The sequence below is a fragment of the Sporosarcina sp. Y838 genome (assembly GCF_056786515.1).
Genome location: NZ_JBXCJD010000001.1, coordinates 58748 through 79303 on the forward strand (window position 1 = coordinate 58748; position 20556 = coordinate 79303).

At 41.3% G+C, this 20556-nt stretch carries 20 protein-coding genes; 7 read left to right on the top strand and 13 right to left on the bottom strand.

Annotated features, from left to right (window positions below; all coding sequences use genetic code 11):
* Nucleotides 1–194 precede the first annotated feature (194 nt).
* The 7 genes from AC1TO4_RS00280 to AC1TO4_RS00310 form a co-directional block, all read right to left on the bottom strand.
* Entirely contained in the window at nt 195–1781 is a 1587-nt protein-coding gene (locus AC1TO4_RS00280; protein WP_482103674.1) for a SulP family inorganic anion transporter, read from the bottom strand.
* Between the two features lie 1128 nt (nt 1782–2909).
* Nucleotides 2910–3035, bottom strand: coding sequence for an NlpC/P60 family protein (locus AC1TO4_RS00285; protein ID WP_482102192.1), 126 nt, complete (start codon nt 3033–3035; stop codon nt 2910–2912).
* Nucleotides 3016–3237: a hypothetical protein gene (locus AC1TO4_RS00290; protein WP_482103675.1), complete on the bottom strand. Its 222-nt coding sequence runs from the start codon at nt 3235–3237 to the stop codon at nt 3016–3018. Before AC1TO4_RS00290 ends, AC1TO4_RS00285 begins: the two co-directional genes overlap by 20 nt.
* Before the next feature lie 93 nt (nt 3238–3330).
* Nucleotides 3331–4641, bottom strand: a complete 1311-nt coding sequence (brnQ, locus tag AC1TO4_RS00295; RefSeq protein ID WP_482103676.1) for a branched-chain amino acid transport system II carrier protein — start codon at nt 4639–4641, stop codon at nt 3331–3333.
* Between the two features lie 233 nt (nt 4642–4874).
* Nucleotides 4875–6533 carry a b(o/a)3-type cytochrome-c oxidase subunit 1 gene (locus AC1TO4_RS00300; protein ID WP_482103677.1) on the bottom strand — a complete coding sequence of 553 codons (1659 nt, stop codon included), beginning with the start codon at nt 6531–6533 and terminating at the stop codon, nt 4875–4877.
* Entirely contained in the window at nt 6533–7036 is a 504-nt protein-coding gene (locus AC1TO4_RS00305; RefSeq protein WP_482102083.1) for a cytochrome c oxidase subunit II, read from the bottom strand. The genes AC1TO4_RS00300 and AC1TO4_RS00305 overlap by 1 nt, the downstream gene beginning before the upstream one ends.
* 24 nt (nt 7037–7060) lie before the next feature.
* Nucleotides 7061–7189, bottom strand: a complete 129-nt coding sequence (locus tag AC1TO4_RS00310) for a cytochrome c oxidase subunit 2A (RefSeq protein ID WP_482102082.1) — start codon at nt 7187–7189, stop codon at nt 7061–7063.
* 324 nt (nt 7190–7513) lie between these two features.
* Between AC1TO4_RS00310 and AC1TO4_RS00315 the strand changes: the two genes are divergently transcribed.
* A complete protein-coding gene (locus AC1TO4_RS00315; protein ID WP_482103678.1) occupies nt 7514–8215 on the top strand; it encodes a glucosamine-6-phosphate deaminase in 702 nt (233 codons plus the stop codon).
* Between the two features lie 72 nt (nt 8216–8287).
* Here AC1TO4_RS00315 and AC1TO4_RS00320 read toward each other — a convergent pair whose 3' ends face one another.
* Nucleotides 8288–8641: a hypothetical protein gene (locus AC1TO4_RS00320; protein ID WP_482103679.1), complete on the bottom strand. Its 354-nt coding sequence runs from the start codon at nt 8639–8641 to the stop codon at nt 8288–8290.
* Nucleotides 8642–8853: 212 nt separating this feature from the next.
* On the opposite strand from AC1TO4_RS00320, the gene AC1TO4_RS00325 reads away from it, so the two are divergent.
* Complete coding sequence (locus AC1TO4_RS00325; protein ID WP_482103680.1) at nt 8854–9345, top strand: C40 family peptidase; 492 nt, start codon at nt 8854–8856, stop codon at nt 9343–9345.
* A gap of 719 nt (nt 9346–10064) precedes the next feature.
* On the opposite strand, the gene AC1TO4_RS00330 is transcribed toward AC1TO4_RS00325, so the two are convergent.
* Together AC1TO4_RS00330 and secA2 are read right to left on the bottom strand one after the other, a co-directional pair.
* A complete protein-coding gene (locus tag AC1TO4_RS00330) occupies nt 10065–10967 on the bottom strand; it encodes an accessory Sec system S-layer assembly protein (RefSeq protein ID WP_482103681.1) in 903 nt (300 codons plus the stop codon).
* Nucleotides 10964–13324 (bottom strand): accessory Sec system translocase SecA2, encoded by a 2361-nt coding sequence (gene secA2 / locus AC1TO4_RS00335; protein WP_482103682.1) that lies wholly within the window; start codon nt 13322–13324, stop codon nt 10964–10966. The genes AC1TO4_RS00330 and secA2 overlap by 4 nt, the downstream gene beginning before the upstream one ends.
* A gap of 261 nt (nt 13325–13585) precedes the next feature.
* On the opposite strand from secA2, the gene AC1TO4_RS00340 reads away from it, so the two are divergent.
* Nucleotides 13586–14629, top strand: a complete 1044-nt coding sequence (locus tag AC1TO4_RS00340; protein ID WP_482102076.1) for a glycosyltransferase family 4 protein — start codon at nt 13586–13588, stop codon at nt 14627–14629.
* Between the two features lie 196 nt (nt 14630–14825).
* Here the strand turns inward: AC1TO4_RS00340 and AC1TO4_RS00345 are convergent, their stop codons facing one another.
* A complete protein-coding gene (locus tag AC1TO4_RS00345) occupies nt 14826–15881 on the bottom strand; it encodes an LCP family protein (protein ID WP_482103683.1) in 1056 nt (351 codons plus the stop codon).
* A gap of 172 nt (nt 15882–16053) precedes the next feature.
* A complete protein-coding gene (locus AC1TO4_RS00350; RefSeq protein ID WP_482103684.1) occupies nt 16054–16686 on the bottom strand; it encodes a YigZ family protein in 633 nt (210 codons plus the stop codon).
* A 152-nt stretch (nt 16687–16838) separates the two neighbouring features.
* On the opposite strand from AC1TO4_RS00350, the gene AC1TO4_RS00355 reads away from it, so the two are divergent.
* From AC1TO4_RS00355 to AC1TO4_RS00370, 4 genes are all read left to right on the top strand, one after another.
* The gene (locus AC1TO4_RS00355; protein WP_482103685.1) at nt 16839–17996 is read left to right on the top strand and encodes a sensor histidine kinase; all 1158 of its coding nucleotides are present in this window, start codon (nt 16839–16841) and stop codon (nt 17994–17996) included.
* Between the two features lie 21 nt (nt 17997–18017).
* Entirely contained in the window at nt 18018–18692 is a 675-nt protein-coding gene (locus AC1TO4_RS00360) for a response regulator (protein WP_482102072.1), read from the top strand.
* 74 nt (nt 18693–18766) lie between these two features.
* Entirely contained in the window at nt 18767–19336 is a 570-nt protein-coding gene (locus AC1TO4_RS00365; protein WP_482103686.1) for a DUF3225 domain-containing protein, read from the top strand.
* A gap of 270 nt (nt 19337–19606) precedes the next feature.
* Nucleotides 19607–19966, top strand: a complete 360-nt coding sequence (locus tag AC1TO4_RS00370) for a YhjD family protein (RefSeq protein WP_482103687.1) — start codon at nt 19607–19609, stop codon at nt 19964–19966.
* Here the strand turns inward: AC1TO4_RS00370 and AC1TO4_RS00375 are convergent.
* The gene (locus AC1TO4_RS00375; RefSeq protein ID WP_482103688.1) at nt 19955–20500 is read right to left on the bottom strand and encodes a competence protein ComK; all 546 of its coding nucleotides are present in this window, start codon (nt 20498–20500) and stop codon (nt 19955–19957) included. The genes AC1TO4_RS00370 and AC1TO4_RS00375 overlap by 12 nt on opposite strands.
* Nucleotides 20501–20556 lie beyond the last annotated feature (56 nt).

A 20556-nucleotide genomic window follows, 5' to 3' on the forward strand; every position in this document is an offset into this window, starting at 1 on the left:
GTGTCTTTGTTAGCAATCTTGGCGTTATTTCCCTGATGATTGATTCGTATTGCTTGCTGTGTATGCAAGGGTGAAGCGGAATTATAATTGGATAGAATAAGGAAAAAAAGACGACATTTCAGTTTGAAATGTCGTCTTTTTAATGTAGGTAGATGTACAGGTTTTAAAAAATTGCATTTTACGGGTTGATTATTCTACATGAAAAAATTATCTTCGCCAATCTTCTCATACAGTCCGCTCTTTTTGAAAAGAGATAATTTCTCTTTAGGCAACCGTTTGATAATTATTTGGATACCTGCTTTTTCTGCATGATCCAGCAGTGCAAAGAGGGCTGCTTCTCCTGTCGCGTCTATGACAGAGAGGTGTTCCACATCGAGAATGATTTTCTTAGCACCCGTTAGCAAGATAGCGGGGTATTTGTCTTCAAATACTTTTGCAGTACCGAAGAAAATAGGGCCATCCACAATATATTTTGCTAATGTAACAGTATCCTCGTCGCCAAACTTAATCATTTCTACTTCAGATGGTTTCGCTTCCTTCATGTCGAGTTTACCACTCATTTTACGTAAGAATGAAAGAGCAGCAAGCAAAATACCAACCTGAACTGCAACTGTCAATTCGATGAAAATCGTCAGAAGAAACGTTGTTAGTAAAACGATTGAATCTCCTGTACGTATAGACAAAATATGGACGAATGATTTGCGTGCGCTCATATTCCAAGCGACATACATAAGAATCGGTGCCATTGCCGCTAGCGGAATGTAGGATGCATACGGCGCAAGGAGGAGTAGGAATACTAGGACGAAAACACTTTGTACGACACCTGATATTGGACTGACTGCTCCTGATCGAATGTTCGTGGCTGTGCGGGCAATGGCTCCTGTTGCCGGGATACCTCCGAACAAGGGTGTAATGATATTGGCGATTCCCTGACCGAATAACTCGCGTTTCGAATCATGTTTTACTCCTGGTTTCATTCCATCCGCAACGACAGCAGACAATAATGACTCAATTGCACCAAGTGCCGCAATAATGAGGGCAGGCTGCCACAGGTTTACTAATTTTGTTAGTGTGATTTGCGGAAAATTGAAGCTAGGTAGCGCACGCGAAATACCGCCAAATGCAGTCCCGATGGTTTCAACTTTACCAGGGAACAAGAAGATAGAAATGAGGGTCGGAATTAGTAATGCGATAAGCAGTAACGGAACACGAGGGGCTACTTTTGGCAAGATGAAGATTATGATAAGTCCGATTATGGCTGTAACTATACTGAAGATGTTAACCGTGTAAAACTGATTGAAGAGGTCAATCATGTTTTCATGGAAAAACTCTCTTTTTTCCAACCCGGTGATTCCGAAAAAATTACCTAATTGACCGGTAAAGATGATAACGGCGATTCCAGCGGTGAAGCCGATTGTGACAGACCGCGGGACGAAGTGGATTAGATTACTGATTCCAATGAAACTCATAATGACGAGGAATATACCTGCTAGAAATCCTGCGATAAGCAAATCCTCATAACCATATTGGAGAACAATTGCAAGCAGTATTGGGATGAAAGCTCCTGTAGGTCCAGCAATTTGGAAACGTGATCCTCCTAATAATGCGACGAGGAGACCCGCAATAATGGTTGTATATAATCCGTATTCCGGTTTGACACCTGATGCAATTGCAAAAGCCATCCCGAGCGGAATGGCTACAATACCAACAGTGATACCTGCAATTAAGTCTTTGCGGAATCCAGCTCCGCTGTAATCAAGATATCGGTTGTCTTTAAACATTCGAATCACTTCTTTCAGTGACTTAGTAGAATAGCTTCCTATTTAACTATATATTACAAATCGTGCAGTTACAAGGGGGTGTCCCGGATGTTGGTGCGTTTTAATAAGGAGGGAAGGATGAATTAGAGATCGTGCTGGTCCGCTTTGGCTACCACGAAGACGTGCTTTCGCTGGATGGTCTATTTTAGAAAGCACATTTCGTTATTCGGGTATGAGATTAACCTATAGTGTGATAAATCGAGAGAATGTTTTTAACAAAACTATCAATATATAGAATAAATCAGAGGTTGTGCTAATACCGCTTCAGCGCTTTGTGGATGCCTCCCGCGATAAGCCAGAAAGAAGACCACTTTCCGTCTTATCGCCCCGGCTACCACGAAGTCGCGCTTTCGCTGGATGGTCTATTTAAGAGAGCGCATTTCATTGTCATGGATAAAATCTGCAATCTGCAGTTCCATAAATAGGGAGAATATATTTAACAACAGTATCAATAGATGGAATGAATAAGTATTCCTACTAGTACCGCTTCAGCGCTTTGTGGATGCCTCCCGCGATAAGCCAGAAAGAAGACCACTTTCCGTCTTATCGCTCCGGCTATCACGAAGTCGCGCTTTCGCTGGATGGTCTATTTAAGAAAGCTCACTTCATTATTGTGGATTAGCCCTGCATCCTTTAGTGTGCCCTTCTTCAATGAAATTAGTATCAAATAGTAATCACATTATAATCTCAGTGCATACATCTCAAAAAAACTTTCAATAATGGAACACTCCAGCGCAGGCGCGGCAAAGGGGTAGCCGAAGCCATGAGACTGGATGCGTAGCGTTAATCCAGGCTCATGGCGAGAGGCATCCCCAGAGCGTCAAGCGATCTTTAATCCACATTCCGAATTGCAACTCTATCAATGATAGACACTCCATCGCTGGATAGGCACACATGTAGCTTCATTCCCACTCAGTCTTGATGAAGATAGGAGCAGGGATAAACAATAAAATAGAAAAATGGGATGCTATTTCAGAAGTGGCCAGCCCGAAGTAGGGATGGCTGTATGTGTTAATTAAGCTGATTAAAACGTTTGAAACCGGTGAATTTAGCTTTCCAGTAGCCCGAATCAATTGAAGAAATCTCAACCTATTGCGAAGCAGCGTGGATAAAGTTCCCATCGCCCAAATAAATCCCCGCATGTGAGATACCGCTCCCGAAAAATACTATATCTCTTGGTACGGGTTTGTCCACATTAAATGAATTGGTATGCATGCCGATTGTGTCGAGTCGTATCGCCGGGTTTGACTGTGTATGATTTGGTGGCTACATCCGCATTCCCTACGAAGATAAAAGTTGCTAGGGACTTCCAACCGAATAGTCCGCCATCATCACCCGAAAGAGTAAATGAATAAGTGTTATTCAAGTCATCAATAGGGCCCGGTTCATCATTTAATCGCTCGCCGACTTTTGCCAAATAGCCACCATCGGCATCTCATCAGAATTCAGTGTTGATGAATATCGATTGATTGCATCAACATTTGAAAAGGAACGTTGAAATTTCTGACAACTAAATGCGTTTTTTAAACAACGAACTGAATACGACTCCAATAAGTGCTCCGACAATCGCGGGTACAAGCCAACCAATCTGCTGTTCATAAAGCGGGAGATAGGCGAGAATATCATTGACTGGTTTAATATCTATCCCAGCACCTTTCAATCCATCGAAGATACTGACACCAGCGGTTGCGATTAACGCTAATATATAAACAATCGGCTTTCTACCGAATGATTTGTCGACGAATGACATGAGCATAAGAACGATAGCTAACGGGTAAATCATTAGCAAGACTGGAATTGAAATTGAAATCAGCTGTGTCAAGCCGAAGTTTGAGATAATCGTACTGAATCCCGCGAAAATGAAAACATAAGTTTTATAAGAATTACGCGGAAATGCCTGTTCAAAATATTGTGCACATGCTGAAACGAGGCCAATTGATGTTGTTAAACAGGCAAAAATGATTGTCAATGCGAGGACAGTTGTTCCAAAGGATCCGTACAAAACAGTCGATGCGAGAGCAAGAACTGCGCCTCCATTATTCTGTATCCCGACAACACTTACGCTAGTTGCACCGATAAACCCTAGTGAAATGTAGACGACTGCAAGTCCGATTGCTGCAACAAGTCCTGCGAAAACCATCGCTTTCATAACGGCCTGTCTTGATGTTACACCTTCAGCTTTAAGTGCATTTATCACAACGATACCAAATACGAGAGCCGCGATGACATCCATCGTCAAATACCCTTCAACAAAGCTGCGGAAAAATGGATGCGATGCGTAATCGCCTTGCGGCTGCTTAATTTCACCCATAGGGGAAACAATACTTTTCACGGCAAGCGCACCAATGACTAAGAAGAGGATAGGCGTTAGCACTTTTCCGATACGATCGACAAGTTTTGCAGGATTCAATGCAAGCGACACAGTGATGGCAAAGAATACAATTGTAAACAAAGCGAGTGGCCACTGTGCATTTGAAATGCTATCGGGCAAAAATGGAACAATCCCGATTTCATAGGACACAGTTGCAGTTCTAGGAATACCGAAAAATGGACCAATCGCCATATAAACAATCATTGTGAAAGTGATTCCAAAGTATGGATGTACCCGGCTTGCAATGGTTTCTAAGCCGCCTCCAGCATTGGCGATTGCAAGAATTGCGATGAGCGGCAATCCGACTCCTGTAATTAGGAAACCAATCATTGCAATGAAAAGTTCATCGCCCGCCATTTGTCCGAGAAGAGGGGGGAAGATTATATTACCGGCGCCCAAAAACAATGCAAAAAGCATCAGGCCGATTACGAAATTCTTTTGTAGAGACAAGTAATTTGCAACTCCTTGATGAAATTATGTACATAGCTGACCGTCTAACATTATAGCTGAGAAATCGGACAATCGTCTATTAAATAGAACATTACACTAAAGTAAGCTATAGCTATATTTGAAAACGAGAGAATAACTATACTTCTAGAATGGATCCCGTAAATTGTCATGATACATGTTAAAAAACAGCCTTGATATTCTGGACATAACCAGATATCAAAGCTGTTTTTATATTAACCTCTGCCGATTGGCCAATCGAATGGCGGTGATCCTGGTGGTGAATGTTTTAGAATATCGATGACTGGAATCGTATAAGCGAAAAGGATGAGTGCGATTGTAATCGCAATCCATAAATACCAGTTTTCAAGAATTTTTGGTGTAGGCTCCGCATTATCTTCTTCTACTGCAATCGGGAATTCTTCTACGCCGCGCGGTGCAAAGAAAGTAAGCTGGATGAAAATGTAAACCATCAAGAGGATACCGATGAAAAGAATCGTTCCGCCGACTGCCTGCGCAATTTGGTAATTAATCCAAGTTGCGATTTGTTCGCCACCTGCATATTCTGAGAAGTTTGAACGGCGAGGTCCGCCAAGTAATCCTTGAATATGCATAGCACCTGACATGATTGTCATACCAATTGTCCAGATGAATGTTTGGATAATCCCAAGTTTGTTCAATCTAGGTGTAAGTCTTCTACCCGTTAAATGAGGGACAAGCCAATACGTAATTCCGAAAAACGTTAGGATGACTGTTGTCGCAGCAGTTAAATGGAAATGACCTGTAATCCAAATCGTATTATGGACGAGTGCATTCATTTGGTGAGAAGCGTTAACGATACCGCCGGCTCCTCCTGGTATGAAGGCGGCCATCCCAATGAATGGTGCTAGGAAACGGACATCTTTCCAAGGTAACTTTTTGAACCAGCCGAATAGGCTCTTATGGCCTTTCTTCCTACCTGTAATTTCAAATGTAGCGAATATCGAGAAAGCTGTCATCAGTGATGGGATAACTACCATGAATGTAAGTACAACTTGAATGAATTTCCATGTAGGGTCAATACCTGGCTCTGTCAGCTGGTGATGGAAGCCTACTGGAATTGAAAACATGAGTAATAAGATGAAAGCAAGTCGTGCAAGGGAATCACTGAATAGTTTTCCGCCGATAATTTTGGGAATGATGACATACCATGCCATGTAAGCAGGAAGCAACCAGAAATAAACGAGCGGGTGACCGAAATACCAGAACAAAGTACGGCTGAGCAATACGTTGATGGTTTCAGCGTAACCGAGTGACCAAGGTATGAACTGGATGATAACAGATGTTGCCACCCCGATTGTAGCGATGAACCACATAAGCATGTTGATGGTAACCATGAATGCAAGCAATGGTGATTTCTCGCCTTTATGCGCTTTTTTCCAGACATACAATTGACGGAAGTTGACGAATGCTGCAATCCAGCTGCCGATAATGACGAATGTAAGACCGAAATAGAACGCTGGATGGGCTCTGAGTGGTGCATAGAACGTATACAATACAGATGCTTCACCAACTAGAATCGTAATTGCTGTCACAACAGTCCCGATTAGCATTACCCAGAAAGAGAGCCATGCAAATTTCCTCTGCTTTTCCGAAAGTCCGACCGTTTTTCCCATTAGTGAGAATTGGAATCCGATGATGAAAAATGTAGTGAGGACGAGCCCAAGAATGACGCCATGGACGGTAAGGATTGTATAATAATCGATATTGAAAGGTAATTTATATTTACCTGATCGGGCGAGTGTTTGTAGCAATCCCATTAAACCGCCGACAAAAAGGGAAATATACGTCACGTACATGAATGCCATGTATAATCGAGAGTCTTTTTTAGAAAGTAGTAATTGATTGTTAGCCATTATTCATACACCTCCACAGTTCCGAACATCTGGTGGTGACCGATGCCGCAGTATTCGTTACAGACAACCGTGAATTCGCCTGTATTTTTCATAACCGTTTCATACCGGCTTATATGGCCAGGTTCAACCATCATATTGACATTCGTTCCGGCTACTTGGAAGCCATGGACAACGTCTTTTGTGGTAACTTGATAAAGGACCGTGGAACCTTTTGGTACGCGAATCGTTTTAATAGCGTTACCGTCTTTGTCTTTGCCAACATCGTAGTTGAATGCAGACGCAACAATATTAACGATATATTTTCCATCAGCAACTTCGCGAATACCAAGATTTTCAGGTTTGAATGCTTCGTGTGCTTCAACATTTTGTGGATCAATGGTTTCGATATGACTTTGCGGGTGCGTTCCTTTCCAGAATGCAGCAAAGCCGATAATAAGTAAGAATAAAACAAGTGAAGCCATTCCAAAAATGAGCCAAATCTTTTCATATTTATGCAAATGCATATGTAACCCTCCCAAATTAAGTAATTATCTAGACATAAATAGTGCATAAAACCCGAACCAGGCTACCAAAATGAAGATACCCAGCAACATGACTGCAATGAATGTACCTTTTAAACTAGTAGTGGATTGGTGAGTTGAATTTCTTTTCCCCAATGGTGACACCTCCTTTTTCGGCGAAGTGAATTCGTCTTACCTTTATCATAGTCAAATCTACTAATAGCGGAATTAGGGAAAACCCTATGACTTTCGATATAGTTGCTATTTCACAAAGTCTTCACATTTCATTCATAAATGTGTCGTAATTCTCATATGAATTCATAAGCGGTAATGGCTAGATAAATGGTTTACTAGCTAATGTGTGAGGGTATAGAAAGCAGTCGACTTCATGAATTATTCATGTCATAAAAGTTGACCTAAATGTGTAAGGAAATTACAATTAAGCGTGGACTAAATCATAACGAAAGTTGGATGATCTATATGGAAAATTTAAAACTCATAAAAGTTGATAGTCCGGGACAGGGTGCGGAGCATGTCTTCAAGATTATTAAAGAGGAACTTGACAGTGGACGGTTAGCTGTACTCGGTCTTGCTACAGGTAGCACGATGGTTCCTGTGTATGATAAATGGACGGAATCAGACCTTGATTTTACAGATGTGGTTTCTTTTAATTTGGATGAGTATATTGGTATCCCAGCATCTAGCCCTAATAGCTATGCTTATTTTATGAATGAACATCTCTTCAGTAAAAAGAAATTCAAAGAAACAAATATACCGAATGGAATGGCGGAGGACTTGGATAAAGAATCCGCAGACTACGAAGCTCTATTTACAAAGTATCCGCTTGATATTCAATTGCTTGGCGTAGGGGAGAATGGCCATATTGCATTCAATGAACCCGGAACTTCTTCTGATTCAGTCACACATGTAGCACATTTAACTGAATCGACATTAGGCGTGAACAGCCAGTACTTTGAAAATGATGAAAAAATTCCTGAAACAGCATTGACGATGGGTATCAAATCAATTACAAATGCGAAAAAATTGATTTTGCTCGCTTTCGGCGAAAAGAAACGTGCTGCAATTGGCAAGTTGCTTGAAGGTAATAGAACATCTGAGTGGCCGATAACGGAACTTTTGAGTCATGATGATGTAATTGTTATAACTGATCTTGACATATAAGAGGAAAATTAAAAGGTGAGTCCCTACAGATAGTAGGGACTCACCTTTTTGTTTTATTATTGTGAAAAGATGTTAAGGACGATCATGATCCAATGCGCCGAAAGAAGCCCTAATCTCTTCAATTATCTCTGTACGGTTATCTTGTTCAGATAGCAAACGTTCGTCTTCTTCCATCTGGCTATCGTGTGGCTGTAAAGAGGAAAACTTTATTCGCTCTTTGGGTATTTGTTCTACATTATCGGTGTGACGGTAACGACTATCATCTTGAAGAGGTTCGTAATCTCCAGCTGCGTGGTCTAAATAGGGATCGCGTATAAAGCTTCTGCCGGAGTTTTTCTTTTCAATATGATCATTATCCAACCAACCGTTTCCATTTTCATGTGAGGGGTGTTTAAGATTATCCGATAAGTCATCTTCATGTTTCATAGCGCTCGCCTCCTAATGAATAGTGTTACTAATCTAAATTCCCTCTTTATAAACCTATAAACACTAATAATAGGTTATTATGTTTCAATATTGTCCTATATTGCGATTTATGTAATATTGTTGTCACACAACTGTAATGTAAGCAGTGTTTAAAGCGTGGTAATCTTGTTCTAGAGAGTATTTTCAGATAAATTAATTCATTGGGGGAACATATGAATCTTATAGTTACTATGAAAAAGACATTTTCAATCATTGCAATGTCATTACTGTTACTCGTCGCACCTTTCGCTGGACAAGCTGAAGCTTCATCTAAACCAGCTGCAATTTCAAAAACGGCTACAAGTCTTTTGGGAGTTAAGTACAGCTACGGCGGTACAACAACAAGAGGGTTTGACTGCTCGGGCTACGTTTCGTACGTTTTTAAGAAAAACAATATTAAACTTTCGCGTACTGCGGCTAGCATGCACGCATCAGGAACTACTGTTAAAAAAACAAATTTAGCTGCTGGAGACCTAGTGTTTTTTAATACGTCAGGTAAAGGGGTTTCACATGTAGGTATATACATAGGTAATGGTAAATTTTCACATGCTTCCAGTTCAAAAGGGGTACGTGTTGATAAGTTGAACGATCCTCATTACTGGGGAAAACGCTATGTTGGTGCAAAACGTATCAATGGCGTGAATTCAGTTGCTTCAGTTAAATAAAATCTAAAAAGACAGCACCAAGCGACCTGAAAAGGGGACGCTTGGTGCTGTCTTTTATTGTGAGTAAGGAGTGGGAATATGGGAATGAATTAGAAATCCTGCTAATACCGCTTCTGCGCTTTGTGGATGCCTCCCGCGATAAGCCGGAAAGAAGAGCACTTTCAGTCTTATCGCTCCGGCTACCACGAAGACGCGCCTTCGCTAGATGATCTCTATATAGGAAAGCGCATTTCATTATCGGGGATAAGACCTGCAGCCTGGAGTGCGTCTTTCTTCAATGAAATTAGTATCAAAAAGGAATCACATTATAATTTCAGTCCATACATCTCAAAATCAAAACTCTCTCGATAATGAACACACCAGCGAAGCCCTGAGACTGGATGCGAAGCGCTAATCCAGGCTCATGGCGAGAGGCATCCCCAGAGCGCTAAGCGGTCTACATTCCACACTCCGAACTCCGAACCACAACTCCGTCAATAATGTACACACCAGCGCAGGCGCGGCAAAGGGGTAGCCGAAGCCGTGAGACTAGATGCGAAGCGTTAATCTAGGCTCATGGCGAGAGGCATCCCCAAAGCGCCAAGCGTTCTACAATCCGCACTCTGAAAAGGGTAGCCGAGTAAAAAAATCACCATAGAAAAAGCCGACATTTCGTTTGAAAATGAAATGTCGACTTTAATATTTTCACACTGAATAATATCTAAGTGTCAGGTGCTACCTTACGCGTTTTGCTGTGGTACGCGAACCGTCCAGCGCGACAAATCGGGCTCGCCTTTTTGGATTAGTTCTTTTGGATAAATGAACGTCCATGGTTTTGAAGTGTTCGCTTTTACCGAGAGTGGGTCAAGTGCGAATGAACCGCTGGCAATCAAATCGCCAGTTGCATCAATTAATTCTAGTGGTAGTTTCTCAATGTTGATTTGCTTTGAGTGGCCATTACGAATAAATACGGATGCAGCAATACCGCCATCATCCTGTTGCTTCACTTGGAATCCACTAATATTCACTTCGCGTGGTTTCAGTTTTGGAAGCCCTTCAACGACTTTTGCAAGTCCGTCTTTTTGTTCTGCCGTTAAACCGTCTTCCCAAGCTTGTTCCAACTCTAGTTTATGAGGCACCATCGATTGAACATTGAATGCCAGTTTCCAGTTTTCACTAGGTGGAAGTTCTGTAAATGTATTGTCTTTTGTGAAGACAAACACCCATGGTCTTGCACTGCGTGCTGGAATGTCGCCGAGTTCCTTCAAATCGAATTCGTCCGAAGCGAGTGTTTTTCCTTCTTCATCAAGCAGCATTAATTCAACTGATCCGACAGCAATTTGCTGATCCAGGGAAGAACGGAAGAAGGCTTTAACGAGCCAGCTGCCGTTAGCAGGTTCGACGTCGATGTCGATTCCTGATAGGGAGATCTGGTTCGGTTTGAGTGGTTCAAGTTCGTTCGATAGAAAACGGAATACGTATTCCTGCTCCTGTGGCACATTCCATTCAGGGTGAAGGGATAGCGTTGTTTCGACTAAATCTGTATTTACTGTTGCATTGACACCGTCAATGATTTCTTCGGATCCAATTGTGCTATCCTTACCCGTTTTTTCAGTTTTCTTGAAAAAAGTGAAAAGCTTCATTGTTGTGCCTCCTGTTCTTTAATGAGTTTCATAAAGCTAATAACTTCAGATGCAATGCTGCGACGTAGTTTCTGATAATGACGTCCGAAAAGCTCAAGACCTTCACGTTGGTAGATACGCATAGGGTCTTCTTGTCCGTATGAGCGAAGTCCGATACCTTCTTTTAAACGTGTCATAACTTCTAAGTGTTTAACCCACATTGTGTCAATATGTGAAAGCATTACTTGCGGAATCATCTGATTGATTCGTTCATTATCTTCGAATGAATCGATGAAGCTGAGCAAGTCAGCTAGTGGCACTTCATAATGATTCAGAATATCTGATGTTTTTTCAAGCTTACGTGGAATCGATACAGATTCCAATAATAGGCTGTCCATCGTACGTTCAATCCGCTTGTAATCCCAGTTGTTCGAAGTTTCTTGGTCTGGGCAACTATCCAAGACAACAAATTCTACAGTTTCTTTAAGCATCGTTTTCAATTGTTCTTGAATGTCTTTCCCTATCAGAACATTATGACGTAAGGTATAAACGACTTCACGTTGGTCATTAATGACATCGTCGAGTTTTAAGTTGTATTCACGCATTGAATAATGTGCGCCTTCCACGATGCGTTGTGTTCTCTCTGTCAATTCATTGACTTCAGAATTCTGTACAAGGCCATCAGCATCCGTTGTTACCTTCTTAGTAAACTTCTCAAGCTCTTCTTTTGCGAATCGCTTAAACATATCGTCTTCAAGAGATAGGAAGAAACGGCTTTCGCCATGGTCTCCTTGTCGCCCGGAACGACCGCGAAGCTGATTGTCGATACGACGGCTTTCATGCTTTTCTGTGCCTAGTACGAAAAGTCCGCCGATTTCTTCGACACCTTCGCCAAGTACGATATCAGTACCGCGACCCGCCATATTTGTCGCGACTGTAATTTGGTTGAGTTGGCCCGCTTTGGAAATGAGATCCACTTCCTGCTCAACACTTTTGGCGTTCAGTAAGTTGTATTTAAGTTTATATTCGTCCAAATATTGGACAACTTTTTCCGATTGTAAAATAGAAGTTGTACCTACGAGAACAGGTTGTCCTTTTTTATTGCGTTCGGATACTTCTTTTGCCATTGCTTTATATTTATGATCAATAGTTTCATATACTTGGTCAGGTGAATCAATACGTGCGCGCGGGCGGTTTGTCGGAATCTGAATGACGTCCATGCCGTACACTTCACGGAATTCTTTTTCTTGTGTTTTCGCTGTACCGGTCATGCCGCAAAGCTCATTGTACATACGGAAATAGTTTTGAATTGTAATTTGGGCTTGTGCTTTATTTTCCTCAGTAACGGGCAATCCTTCTTTCGCCTCGATTGCCTGATGGAGACCATCGGAAAGAGTTCGCCCTTCCATAATTCGCCCTGTGAACATATCAACAAGCTCAATTTTTTGATCCCGCACGATATAATCCACATCGCGATTGAAAATCACGCGTGCGCGTAATGCTTGAATCATGTAATGATAAAGGGTTTGGTGCTCCAGTTCGTATAAATTATCGACACCGAACGCTTTTTCAACTTTAGTGATTCCATCTTCGGTTAGGGAACTTGCTTTTGTTTCATCGTCAAAATCAAAGTCTACGCCTTTCTCAAAGCGTTTGGCAAGACGTGCTGCTATGTAATGAAGATCTGCATCAGCCTGCATTTTACCAGCAACAATAAGCGGTGTTTTTGCTTCATCAACAAGGATGCTGTCCACTTCGTCAATGATGGCGAAATGATATGGACGTTGAACTTGCTGTGATACTTGCTGCGCCATATTATCACGTAGGTAATCAAAACCGAATTCAGTTCCGACACCATACGTGATGTCTGCGTTATAAGCTGCCTGTTTTGCAGGGCCTTGCATCATCGGGACATTGAGACCGACAGAAAGTCCGAGAAACCTATGAATTTGACCAATTTGATCGTAGTCACGTTTTGCAAGGTAATCATTCACTGTAATAACGTGAACGCCTTTTCCTTCAAGTGCGCGAACATACGATGGTAGGGAAGCGACAAGTGTTTTACCTTCGCCCGTTGGCATTTCTGCGATATTACCTTCAGTGAGTACAAGTCCTCCGATAAGCTGTACGTCGAAATGACGCATACCAAGAACCCGTTTCGATGCTTCACGGACAACAGCAAATGCATCCGGTATGATAGTAGGGATTTTCTCACCTGATTGGATACGTTCTTTGAATTTATCTGACATAGATGCCAGTTGTTCATCTGACATCGTTTCATATGTAGCTTCTAATTTATTTATTTGCTGGACAATTTTCCTGTATTTGCGAAGTTGTCGATCGTTCGTTTGATTTGAACGTTTAAATATTGATAGCATGAAATGAACGCTCCTTTATCTTGGTCCCTTTATAAGACCCATCCCTATTTTAACAAATAGAAAGGTAAATAACTACCTTAAGCTAAAATCTACATATATAAGGAAGAGAATCTTGGGATAGGCAAGGTTGAAGAGGGTATGATAAGTGAGAAACAGAAAGTGCAGAATGCAAAGAGTTCTCTAGGAAAGTGCTTTACTTATTTTAATATGCTATAATACTCTTGATTTGATAAACTATTGATTTACTTAGGGAGGAAGGACATGTTATTCCTTGCAATGGCTGCTGCTCTTATAGCATCCATCATACTTACTCCGCTCGTCATTAAATTGGCATTCCGTATCGGTGCAGTCGATCGCCCGAACTATCGCAAAGTACACGCATCCGTTATGCCGCGTATCGGCGGACTTGCGATATTTGGTGCCTTCTTAATTGGTTATGCCATATTGCTTCCAAAAGATGAACATGCCACCGGAATTCTTATTGGTGCCCTTATAATTATCGTGGTGGGATTTCTTGACGATATGCTTGAAATTACCGCGAAGGCAAAACTTGCGGGGCAACTGGCTGCGGCCATTGTTGTAGTCGCTTGGGGCGGTCTCCAAATTGAATTTGTCAATTTACCATTCATCGGCCAATTCGATTTTGGCTACTTGAGCATTCCGATTACAATTATATGGATCATAGGTATTACAAATGCCATTAACCTGATAGATGGATTGGACGGACTTGCAGCAGGCGTCTCAACCATTGCACTTATTGCAATTGCGGTTATGGCAATGATAATGGGAAATGTATTTGTTGTTGCAACAGCTGCAATTCTTGCAGCAAGCTCATTAGGTTTCCTATTTTATAATTTCCATCCAGCAAAAATATTTATGGGAGACACCGGATCTTTATTCCTAGGATTTATGATTTCGGTTCTTGCCTTGCTAGGTTTCAAAAACGTAGCTGTTGTTGCGTTGATTATTCCAGTTATTATACTGGGCATTCCAATCTCTGATACATTCTTTGCGATTGTCAGACGGATACGAATGAAACAGTCGATTACAGCCCCGGATAAATCACATTTACATCATTGCCTATTGCGTTCAGGTTTTTCACACAGGCAGACAGTGTTGATTATTTACGCACTAGCGATTCTTTTCGGAGTTGCTGCTGTGTTGTTCTCGCAAGCAACCGTATGGGGAGCAATCATGCTCATCGTCGTTATGCTTATCGCGATTGAATTGTTAGTTGAAATTATCGGACTTGCCGGTTCAAATTACCGTCCATTGTTGAATCTTGTACGGATGATTGGGAAGTAACGACGAAACATCTAGGCAGTTAAAACGAAACAATCAAAAGGTAAATAGGCCATCCCCTTTTTTACTAGGGTAGTATGGTCTTCTGTTTATAAATTATGTATAGACATGAGAAAGAGCCGGGCGCATTTGCAGCCCAGCTCTTTTTGTATCTTTGGAACTTGTGAAATTGTGTAAGTGATTTGCGTCTGGATTGCGATCAATTAGAAAGCGTATCTCCTAATGCTTCATTTTTCTTGCCGGTCAGGGTAGAACTGCCGTCGGTCAGGTTGGAAGAGTCTGGAATGATTCCAAGATGTGATTGTAAGATGCCTTTCACATCTGATAAATCCATCTCATCAAGCTTCCAGTAATAGATACCTGTCGACATGTCGTCATAGCCTGTTAAGCTGAGCGTGTCCACTTGTGGCATACCGCCTTTAACGTATTCCAGGAACGATTTCATTTCATCAAAGGTCATGTCCGTTTTCATATTGTCGCCTACCGCGTCAATCACATCACCGTACTTCGTAACTGATTTGACAGAAGTCGCTTTTTCCATAATGGCTTGTAAAATCATTTGCTGCCGTTTTCCACGTTCGACATCAGAATCGAGTTTACGTGTCCGGGCAAGTGCAAGGGCGTGCTTGCCATCTAAGTGTTGAAGTCCTTTGACAAGTTGAATCGTATTATTATCGTTTTCATCTTTTTCAATTCGGTCATAGGGAACTTCTGCTTCGATTCCGCCAATCGCATCAACGACATCAATGAATGCATTGAAATTCATTTTCACGTAGTAATCGACAGGTGCTTCGAACAGTTCTTCAACCGATTCAATCGTTGCACGAGTTCCGCCAAATGCATGGGCATGAGTGATTTTATCCCTGTATCCGACTTCAGGGATATAAACGTATGAATCTCGTGGTATACTAACGAGTTTCATAGATTTTTTCTTTGGATTCAACGTAGCGAACAGAAGAGCATCTGAACGGCTGTTGCTGTCGCCTTGGTCGCGAGCTTCACTATCATCGACTCCAATGAATAAAACGGAAACATTGTCGGTTGCTGGTTCAACTTTCGCTTCACGTATATCGGATTTGGGACGGTCAGGAATGACTTCATATGCACGATCCGCAGCGTCAACAGCCTTTTTTTGCAGTGAAACGGCATATGCTGCAACAACTAGGAAAATAGAAAGTGTAAGAAGGAGAGAAACTTTTAAGGCAAGGCTTTTGCGTGACGATTTCTTCTGTTTTTTATAGTCTTTTCTTTTCATTCAAAGTTCCTCCGGCATCGGCTATGTGAAAATATCCTTCGTCATAGCTGATCATTTAAGTGACGAATTGCTGTCAATGGATACAGACGGTACGACAGGATAAAAGAGTTCAGTATATAAATCACTTCAATCCATCCTATTATACTATCTTTTCTGCCAAAGGTATACTATATCAAATGTCGAATTCTACAAAAACGCTAGAGGTCGACACGATTTCTGCCTGTCCGTTCGTCAATTCAGTCATCCAGAAAGTGAATGTCTCCGTTTCCATAGCTGGAACGTGTATGAAGAGATTCACAGATTCATCGTAAGAAACTTCATTTAAGGGATATGTCGATTGCCTTACTTCATGCTCAACTTTTCCTAGCCAGGTATAATCGATTGTAACTTTCATGACAGAATGGAGTTTCCTTTCGACCGTACCTGTTGCTGTAATGCCTTCTGTTGTTGCGCGGCCATAAGCGCGTATCAATCCACCTCCACCTAACTTGATACCCCCGAAATAGCGTGTCACGACAATAACGGTATCTTGAAGACCTTGCTTTTTCAACACTTCAAGAATGGGTACTCCCGCTGTTCCAGACGGTTCGCCGTCGTCATTCGCCTTTTGTACATTATTGTGTTCACCAATCATATACGCTGAACAATTATGGGAGGCATTATGATGTGTACGTTTAATTTCTTGAATGAAGTCTAAGGCCTCATCCTCTGTTTCCACACGTTTCACATAGGTAATAAACTTTGACTTTTGAATCAATAATTCACTCTCTCCGTAGTTTTTAACTGTGTAATAATCTGCTCGCATTTGCGGCACCTCCATCACTTGTAATACAATCTTAATATTCACTGGGTCTTATGATGCTATAATAAGTGAGAGATGTTTGGGAAATATCAATTCTACAACACTCCACTTTAGTATATATGTAATTTTCTAAGCTGAAAGCGGGAGGGAACTTTTTGAAGGAGAATATAATCGATATCAAAACGCTCGAAGCTATTTTTGATAATATGGTGCGTGCAATGGATCACTCAAAGAATGATATCTTCATTATAAGTGAACAAAGCCGTCAAAGCTTTGAAGATATGCAAAGTGAGCTCACAGCGGTCAAGAGTGATATTTCCCGGGTAATAACTGAAGGTGATTATTTGGAAGGTATGACCCGCCATTCACGCCGGCGTCTTGCTGATGTGTCGAAGGACTTCATGAAGTTTTCAGAAGAGCAGGTGAAGGAATCTTACGAAGTTGCGAATGATTTACTCGTTCGGCTATCGGTCAACCGGATGGAGGAGAAACAGCTGCGTGCTCGTCGGGACGATTTGGATCGACGTCTTCTTGCGCTGCTTGATACCATTGAAAGAGCCGATCATCTTGTCAATCAAGTCGCAACCGTTATTAATTATTTGACATCTGATTTAAAAAACGTAGGCGAAGCGCTGGAAACGGCCAGACACAAACAGGGGTTTGGCATCAGAATTATCCAGGCACAGGAAGAGGAGCGAAAAAGGCTTTCCCGTGATATCCACGATGGACCAGCACAAATGCTAGCAAATGTGTTAATCCGTTCTGGGTTGATTGAGAAGGTATATGAAGAACAAGGCCCTGTACCTGCATTTAATGAACTTAAAGATCTTAAAGAGATGGTAAGAAATGCACTTTATGAAGTTCGCCGTATCATATATAATTTGCGTCCTATGGCACTTGACGATTTGGGTTTAATTCCAACATTGAAAAAGTACTTGTCGACAATAGGAGAGTATGAAAAGGGGACCACCATTCACTTTCAAAATAGTGGAAACGAGCAACGTTTTAAAACGGATTTTGAAGTATCAGTCTTTCGGCTAGTGCAAGAATCCGTTTCAAATGCCTTAAAACATGCAAAGGCGAAGGACGTTTGGGTGAAAACTGAATGGCATCGCGATATAATGAATATTATCATAAAAGATGATGGACAAGGATTCAATCAAAATGAAGTAAGAGATAAGTCATTCGGTTTAATAGGAATGCGTGAACGAATTGATTTGTTAAAAGGGGATATAACAATCACCTCAACGCCTGGAAATGGTACGATAATTTATATCCAGATTCCACTCCAGAGTGAAATAATCGACGACTAGATGTTAGGGGAGGAAATGACTATGACGAAAATATTAATTGTAGATGATCACCAACTATTCCGTGAAGGGGTAAAGAGAATCCTTGATTTTGAAGATTCTTTTGAAGTTGTGGCTGAGGGCGGCGATGGTAGCGAAGTGAATGAGCTTTATCAACAGTGCGAACCGGACGTGGTTCTTATGGACATTAACATGCCTCATATGAATGGTGTCGATGCAACTGAAAACCTCATCAAAGAATATCCCAAAGCGAAAGTAATTATGTTGTCAATTCACGACGATGAATCATATGTATCACATGCACTTAAAACAGGTGCACTCGGTTATATGTTAAAAGAGATGGATGCGGATGCAATCATCCAAGCGATTAAAGTCGTTGCGCTAGGTGGTTCGTACCTTCATCCAAAAGTGACGCATAACCTTGTTACAGAATATCGAAGATTGAGCGAACGTGAGCATAAGGGATCCTTCCAGCAAAATGATATCCGTCGCCCGTTCCATTTACTTACTAAACGTGAGTGTGAAGTATTACAACTGTTGACGGATGGACAAAGTAACCGGACAATCGGGGAGACGCTTTTCATCTCCGAGAAGACCGTCAAAAACCACGTGTCTAGTATTCTACAAAAAATGGCAGTAAATGATCGCACTCAAGCGGTCGTAACAGCGATTAAAAATGGTTGGGTTGAAGTAAAGTAATTTGATGTATTGAATAAAAGGAAAAGGGCTTTCTGCTTTTGGAGGAGCCCTTTTACCTGTTCAGGAGGGAAAAAATGAAAAAAGTAGTCGTGCTTTTTAGTCTGTCTTTCATTTTACTGCTAGGAGCTTGTAGTGGTGACAAGGAAGAGCCTGTTGAGAATGGTTCCGTCGATGACGGCGAAGCAACGAATGAATATGGCACAATTGATCATGGAGTGGATGAAAGTAAAGTGGGATTTAGCTTGACAGGAGACACTGTAGAAGAAGCTTCTGGCGTCCCAGCAGACGAAAAAGAACAGATTCTTGACGTATACAACCTAAATTTGGAAACGCTAAACAAACAAGATATCGATGGCTATTTAGATACATTGTCAGCGAAGGATTATGACCTTGAAGAGGAACGTTCTATTACGAAAGATCTTTTTAGTGAGTATGAATTAAGTCGTGAAGTTTCGAATGTAACGATTGTGAAGTATTCAGAAGAGGAAGCCCAGGTATTTTCAAACCTAAAGACATCTTTCAAGCAATTAGAGACGGGTCTTGAAACAAGTCCGAGTGGTAGACAAGTAACCGTCCTTAAAAAAAGTGATGGGGATTGGAAAGTGGCTTCGGTTCATTATATCGGTGATATAGAGAAAAAATAAGTGTAAGATATGCAAGACTTTCAGCGATTATGGCTGGAAGTTTTTTTTACGGTTAACCAGAGTGTATGGTATCTCGACTTGATTCGCCGTTGGGTATTCTTTGTGGGGAAAGAAATTATGAAGTGTCGTATTATCGATAAACTTCAGCATTCCGTGTGTCTCCAGATTTGCTTAAGAATTCCAATGATTTGTAGGTTGATTTTCCGAGGGTATGGGCATACAATATAAGTACGAACAATTGTTCTCATTTGAACGGAAGGAGTGATTGTAGTGCCTTTAATACCCCCGGAGGCATTACCTTATTTTGAGAATATGATTTACTTACCGATGCTCCTAATTATCTTGGAGAGAGATCGGGAATCATTCGAAAAAGGTCCTTTCAAATTGAAAGGACCTTACGTTAAACTCGTCGACGAGGCGACGAAAATTGCACGTGCAGAACTAAAGGAAACGACAATCTACTTGCGGCGGCGCAATATGAAGGTGATACGTAACAAAACGGATAGCAAATTCACCGAGTATGTATTCATGCACGGAGGTTATGAAGATCATAGACGCTATTTGAATGTCCGCCTGCGTAATCGAACTGAAGAACTATTGGCCAAATACATTGCGATGTCAGAGAGCTGAATCATCATCATCGTTGTCATCATCGTCAAAAAAGTTAAAAGTAGAAGGCCTGTTCAGTTGTCTCTGGTTTTTCAAAAAGTTCTTCTCTAAAAGAGTGGCGAACGCATATTGACGATACAATGTTGTAGGGGAAACATTTAACTTGAAGGATCGGCTATTTTCTAGTGTAATTATAGAACCCAAATTGTCTTCTTCTATTTTTTCAATCGCATTATAGGAAATCCAGACATTCTGTTCGGAAGATGGTGACATAGTAGGCAGGAAAATGTATGGTATTCCAAAATCATGAGCCAGGATAATCGGCGTTTTATGGCGTTTACCAAGTACCATTTTTGCTGAATTAGTCGAGTTGTGAAGAGAATTGCCATAATAGTCACAGGAATTCCTGACGATATGGATAGGGCGTCTGGGAACGCTTAAATCACCGTTGCGCTCATTAACATGGGTAAAAATTTTATTGTCTTGAATCATCGGACGTAACATGAATGTGTCAAAGGAAATAATGTATTGCGCACTACGTTTCTTATTTTTCAAATTAATGCACTCCTCATAATTCATATTTGTATTATAAGTAGATTATAAATCCAGGA

What these genes read in the sequence shown, in the direction of transcription:
- AC1TO4_RS00280 (WP_482103674.1), bottom strand. Translation starts at nt 1,781, where the DNA reads ATGTTTAAAGACAACCGATATCTTGATTACAGCGGAGCTGGATTCCGC.
- AC1TO4_RS00285 (WP_482102192.1), bottom strand. Translation starts at nt 3,035, where the DNA reads ATGCATACCAATTCATTTAATGTGGACAAACCCGTACCAAGAGATATA.
- AC1TO4_RS00300 (WP_482103677.1), bottom strand. Translation starts at nt 6,533, where the DNA reads ATGGCTAACAATCAATTACTACTTTCTAAAAAAGACTCTCGATTATAC.
- AC1TO4_RS00305 (WP_482102083.1), bottom strand. Translation starts at nt 7,036, where the DNA reads ATGCATTTGCATAAATATGAAAAGATTTGGCTCATTTTTGGAATGGCT.
- AC1TO4_RS00315 (WP_482103678.1), top strand. Translation starts at nt 7,514, where the DNA reads ATGGAAAATTTAAAACTCATAAAAGTTGATAGTCCGGGACAGGGTGCG.
- AC1TO4_RS00320 (WP_482103679.1), bottom strand. Translation starts at nt 8,641, where the DNA reads ATGAAACATGAAGATGACTTATCGGATAATCTTAAACACCCCTCACAT.
- AC1TO4_RS00325 (WP_482103680.1), top strand. Translation starts at nt 8,854, where the DNA reads ATGAATCTTATAGTTACTATGAAAAAGACATTTTCAATCATTGCAATG.
- AC1TO4_RS00330 (WP_482103681.1), bottom strand. Translation starts at nt 10,967, where the DNA reads ATGAAGCTTTTCACTTTTTTCAAGAAAACTGAAAAAACGGGTAAGGAT.
- secA2 (WP_482103682.1), bottom strand. Translation starts at nt 13,324, where the DNA reads ATGCTATCAATATTTAAACGTTCAAATCAAACGAACGATCGACAACTT.
- AC1TO4_RS00340 (WP_482102076.1), top strand. Translation starts at nt 13,586, where the DNA reads ATGTTATTCCTTGCAATGGCTGCTGCTCTTATAGCATCCATCATACTT.
- AC1TO4_RS00345 (WP_482103683.1), bottom strand. Translation starts at nt 15,881, where the DNA reads ATGAAAAGAAAAGACTATAAAAAACAGAAGAAATCGTCACGCAAAAGC.
- AC1TO4_RS00350 (WP_482103684.1), bottom strand. Translation starts at nt 16,686, where the DNA reads ATGCGAGCAGATTATTACACAGTTAAAAACTACGGAGAGAGTGAATTA.
- AC1TO4_RS00360 (WP_482102072.1), top strand. Translation starts at nt 18,018, where the DNA reads ATGACGAAAATATTAATTGTAGATGATCACCAACTATTCCGTGAAGGG.
- AC1TO4_RS00365 (WP_482103686.1), top strand. Translation starts at nt 18,767, where the DNA reads ATGAAAAAAGTAGTCGTGCTTTTTAGTCTGTCTTTCATTTTACTGCTA.